This window comes from Nocardia sp. NPDC058497 (assembly GCF_042720195.1).
In the GTDB taxonomy this organism is placed as follows: Bacteria; Actinomycetota; Actinomycetes; order Mycobacteriales; family Mycobacteriaceae; genus Nocardia.
On sequence record NZ_JBHXMY010000374.1, the window covers coordinates 2,040 to 5,948 of the forward strand.

A 3,909-nucleotide genomic window follows, 5' to 3' on the forward strand; every position below is an offset into this window, starting at 1 on the left:
GGGGGGGGGGGGGGGGGGGGCGGTCTGTTTTCTTGTGTGGGGGCGTGGGCGCGTGGGTGCTGCGCCGGGCCGCCGACACCGACGCGCTGCTTGTCCTCGCGGTGCCGATGCCCGCGGTCGAGCACATCCTCACCGAGATCGCCGCCATCGCGCCGCGGTGCCCGCTGACCGATGTGGTGAGCATCAAGGGCCCGGTCGCCGACGCGGTGCGCAAGCACGGTCTAGAGGCGAACTACGTCGGCGGGCATCCGATGGCGGGGACGGCCGAATCGGGCTGGGCGGCAACCGATCCCGAGCTGTTCCGCGGCGCGGTGTGGGCGGTCGGCGTCGACGAGGGCACCCGGGTCGAGCCGTGGACGCGGGTGGTGCGGCTGGCGCTGGACTGCGGGTCGGTCGTGGTTCCGGTGGTCGCCGACGAGCACGATCAGGCGGTCGCGCGGATCTCGCATCTGCCGCATGTGCTGGCCGAAGCGCTGGCGGCGGCGGGCGCGGCCGGTGGGGCGCTGTCGCTCGGCCTGGCCGCGGGGTCCTTCCGCGACGGCACGCGGGTGGCGGGGACCGCACCCGATCTGGTGCGCGCCATCTGTGAACCGAACGCCGCTGCTCTCGGGCAGGTGCTCGACGAGACAATCGCGGCGCTGGTCACCGCACGGGACACCCTGCGGGCAGACGGCACCCTCGGCGATGTTGTCGAGGCGGGTTACCGCGGTCGCACCGCCTACGACGAGCACACTCGCTGGGAGATCACCGGCATCGTTCCTGGTGTGGGCGACTGGCTCGGCGAACTGCACCGGGCCGGTCAGCGCGGTGGGGTACTCCGCGCCTTGTGAACCTGGCCGGACACGGCAGGGCGTGACATGACGCGGTGAACTCGATCGGGCACGGCGTGGTGCGGCGCGCACGGTGAACCCGATCTAGCACGGCGGGCGAACCTGGGTAGCGCGCCGGGGTGAGACGCGCTGCCCGCTGTCGTTGGCGCGACGCTGCGTGCGATCGACCCTGTGCACTGCCGTCGACGCCAGGCCGTGAATCTTCGAATCTTTGTTCTGCGCAGGCGATTCGGTGTCAGGCTCGTTCGGCGAGGCCAGGGTAGTCGAGCACGAAACCCTCGGGATCGACCGTCAGCGTGGCGCTCGAGACGGGGGACAGCACGTTGATGCCGTCGGCGGCGCTCGAGTAGGTGAGTTCGGCCTCCTGCACCAGCAGATCCGGCAGGCGCACGTAGACGACCGGGACCTGGAAGTCGCCGACCGCGTTCTGCAGGCCGAACCGGCGAATCGGCAGCGTGTTGAAGAACGGGCTCAGCACCACATCCACATCGAGCGCGCCGGCGAACGTCGAGCGCACATGGCTGCCGCCCGCGTCGACGAGCCAGTAGTTCTCCTCGTCGCGGGAGATCGAGGCGTGCCGTTCACCCGCGGCCGTGGTGGTGCGCAATGACAACCGCCGGGTCGCGCCCGCCTCGTCGGTGACCAGGTCGTAGGACGCGCTGAACGCCGGGTGCTCGCCGCAGGCACTGCCGATCATCCGGCCCGCTGCCCTGATCCGATTGCCGTTGAGCGTCACCCGGACCGATTCCATCCGGGTGTTGTCGTGGGCGCGCCAGGTGAGTACCGCCGGCCACCGGGAGGCCGGCCTGATCTCGGTGGGGCCGTCGGCTTGGCCCGGGGCTGGGGTCGTCACCTCTCTACGGTAAGCGACATCAGCCCCGTGGCTGTACAACACGGTGGCATCAGACCAGCGAATCCCGCCAGGCGGCGTGCAGACCCGCGAAGCGGCCCTGTCCGGCGATCAACTCGGCGGGTGCGCCGTCCTCAACGACCCGGCCCGCGTCCAGCACCAGCACCCGGTCGGCAATGGCCACGGTCGACAACCGATGCGCGATGATCACCGCGGTGCGCTCGCGCAACAGCGTCTCCAGCGCGTGCTGAACCAGCCGCTCGCCGGGGATGTCGAGACTCGACGTCGCCTCGTCCAGCACGATCACCGCGGGGTCGGCCAGGAACACCCTGGCGAACGCGACCAGCTGACGCTGGCCCGCCGAGAGCCTGCCGCCGCGGGTGCGGACATCGGTCGCGTACCCGTCGGGCAGCGACGTGACGAACGCGTCGAGGCCGACCGCCCGCGCCGCCGCCGCGACCTCGGCATCGGTCGCGTCGGGCCTGCCGAGCCGGATGTTGTCGGCGATGGTGCCGGAGAACAGGTACGCCTCCTGGGTGACCATCACGACGTGCCTGCGCAGCTCGGCATCGGCCAGCCTGCGCAGGTCGACACCGTCGAGGGTGATCGTGCCGCCGCTCGGGTCGTAGAACCGGGTGAGCAGCTTGGCCAGTGTCGACTTGCCAGCGCCGGTGGCGCCGACCAGCGCCACCACCTGTCCGGCCGGGATGACCAGGTCGAACTCCGGCAGCACCGGCGACTCGGTGTGGTAGCCGAACCAGACCTGGTCCATCCGCACCAGGCCGGTCGCCCGCTCGAGGGCGATCGGGTCGTCGGGTTCGGCGACCGCGGGCTCTTCCTCGAGCACGCCGGAGATCTTCTCCAGCGCCGCCGCGGCGGACTGGTAGGAGTTGAAGACCTGCGCGAGTTCGTCGAGCGGGCCGTAGAACTGGTCGAGGTAGAGCAGGTAGGCGGCGAGCACGCCGATCGCGAGATTGCCCTCCAGCACCTGCCATGCGCCGACCAGCAGCACGATCACCGTGGTCACCTTGCCGATGAAGTTCGACAGGCCGACGTAGTCGCCCATGCCGCGGATCGCGGTGGTGGTCGCCTTCTGGTACTCGCTGTCCTCGGCGCCGAGCACCTCCTGGTTGCGGTGCTCGCGACGGAACGTCTGCACCGCCCGCATGCCGCTCATCGACTCGACGAACTGCACGACGACGCGCGCGATCGCGCCACGCGTGCGCCGGTAGCCCGCCCGCTGGCGCCGCTGCGCCCACCGGGTCACCAGCACCAGCGGCACGAACCCGAGCAGCACGATCGAGGCCAGCATCGGATCCAGCCAGACCAGCAGCACCGCGATGGTGACGACCGACAGAATCGCGCTGAAGGCCTGGTTGAGCGCGCCTTCGAGCAGCTCCTGCAGCGTCTCGATATCGCTGGTGAGCCGCGTGACGACCTTGCCCGAGGTGTAGTTCTCATGGAACGACACGCTCAGCCGCTGCGTGTGCCGGAACGCGCGCACCCGCAGGTCGAACAGCACCCGCTGACTCAGCGAGCCGGACGCCCGCAGGAACAGGTACGTGGTCAGGCCCGACAGCACGGTGACGGCGACGAAGCCGGCGACGGTCGCCACCAGCGGTGTCCAATTGCCCTGCCGCCCTTGGCTGATGCCGTGATCGAGGCCGTAGGCGATGAACAACGGGGTCGACACCTTGGCCGCGTTGTCGAGCACGATCAGCACGAAGGTGAGCACCGCCTGCTTGCGGTAGGGCCGCACCAGGTCGAGCAGCAGCCGCCGGGATCGCCCGGCCAGCACCAGGTTTCCGGTGCCGGTGACGGTGTCGTCCTCCTTGGCGATGCCGCGCCAGTCCGCCGCCCGATCGGCCTGATCGGGCGCGGTGTCTTCGATATCGGTGTCGGTGGTCATGATTCACCTCCCATCAGTTCGCGGTAGCGGCTGTTGGTGCGCAGCAGTTTCTCGTGGGTGCCCTCGGCGACGATGCGTCCGTCGGCGAGCAACGCGACCCGGTCGGCCAGCGCCGCCGTCGACGGCCGGTGCGCGACCAGCAGCGTGGTGGCGCCGGAGAGCACCGTGCGCAACCGATCCTGCACGCGCTCTTCGGTTTCCACGTCCAGCGCCGAGAGCGGATCGTCGAGCACCATGATCCGGCCGTGCTCGGCGGCCGCCTCGGCGGGGAGCCCCGCGCAGGGCCGCGCGGGCCGCGGCCGGTGGCCGCCGGCCACCCA

The 3,909-nt window shown here is 70.7% G+C and carries 3 protein-coding genes and 1 pseudogene; 1 reads left to right on the forward strand and 3 read right to left on the reverse strand.

The genetic code is table 11. From position 1 onward, the window contains the following. On the forward strand, positions 1 to 830 hold an 830-nt coding region (locus ACFWPJ_RS22340), incomplete at its 5' end, for a prephenate dehydrogenase (RefSeq protein ID WP_378854243.1). Between the two features lie 235 nt (positions 831 to 1,065). Here the strand turns inward: ACFWPJ_RS22340 and ACFWPJ_RS22345 are convergent. From ACFWPJ_RS22345 to ACFWPJ_RS22355, 3 genes and pseudogenes are all read right to left on the reverse strand, one after another. Next, positions 1,066 to 1,683 (reverse strand): putative glycolipid-binding domain-containing protein, encoded by a 618-nt coding sequence (locus tag ACFWPJ_RS22345; protein WP_378854245.1) that lies wholly within the window; start codon positions 1,681 to 1,683, stop codon positions 1,066 to 1,068. Positions 1,684 to 1,732: 49 nt separating this feature from the next. Next, the gene (locus ACFWPJ_RS22350; protein WP_378854247.1) at positions 1,733 to 3,589 is read right to left on the reverse strand and encodes an ABC transporter ATP-binding protein; all 1,857 of its coding nucleotides are present in this window, start codon (positions 3,587 to 3,589) and stop codon (positions 1,733 to 1,735) included. Beyond that, positions 3,586 to 3,909 (reverse strand): annotated as a pseudogene (locus ACFWPJ_RS22355) (ABC transporter ATP-binding protein); the annotation flags it as partial. The gene ACFWPJ_RS22350 and the pseudogene ACFWPJ_RS22355, both read right to left, overlap by 4 nt.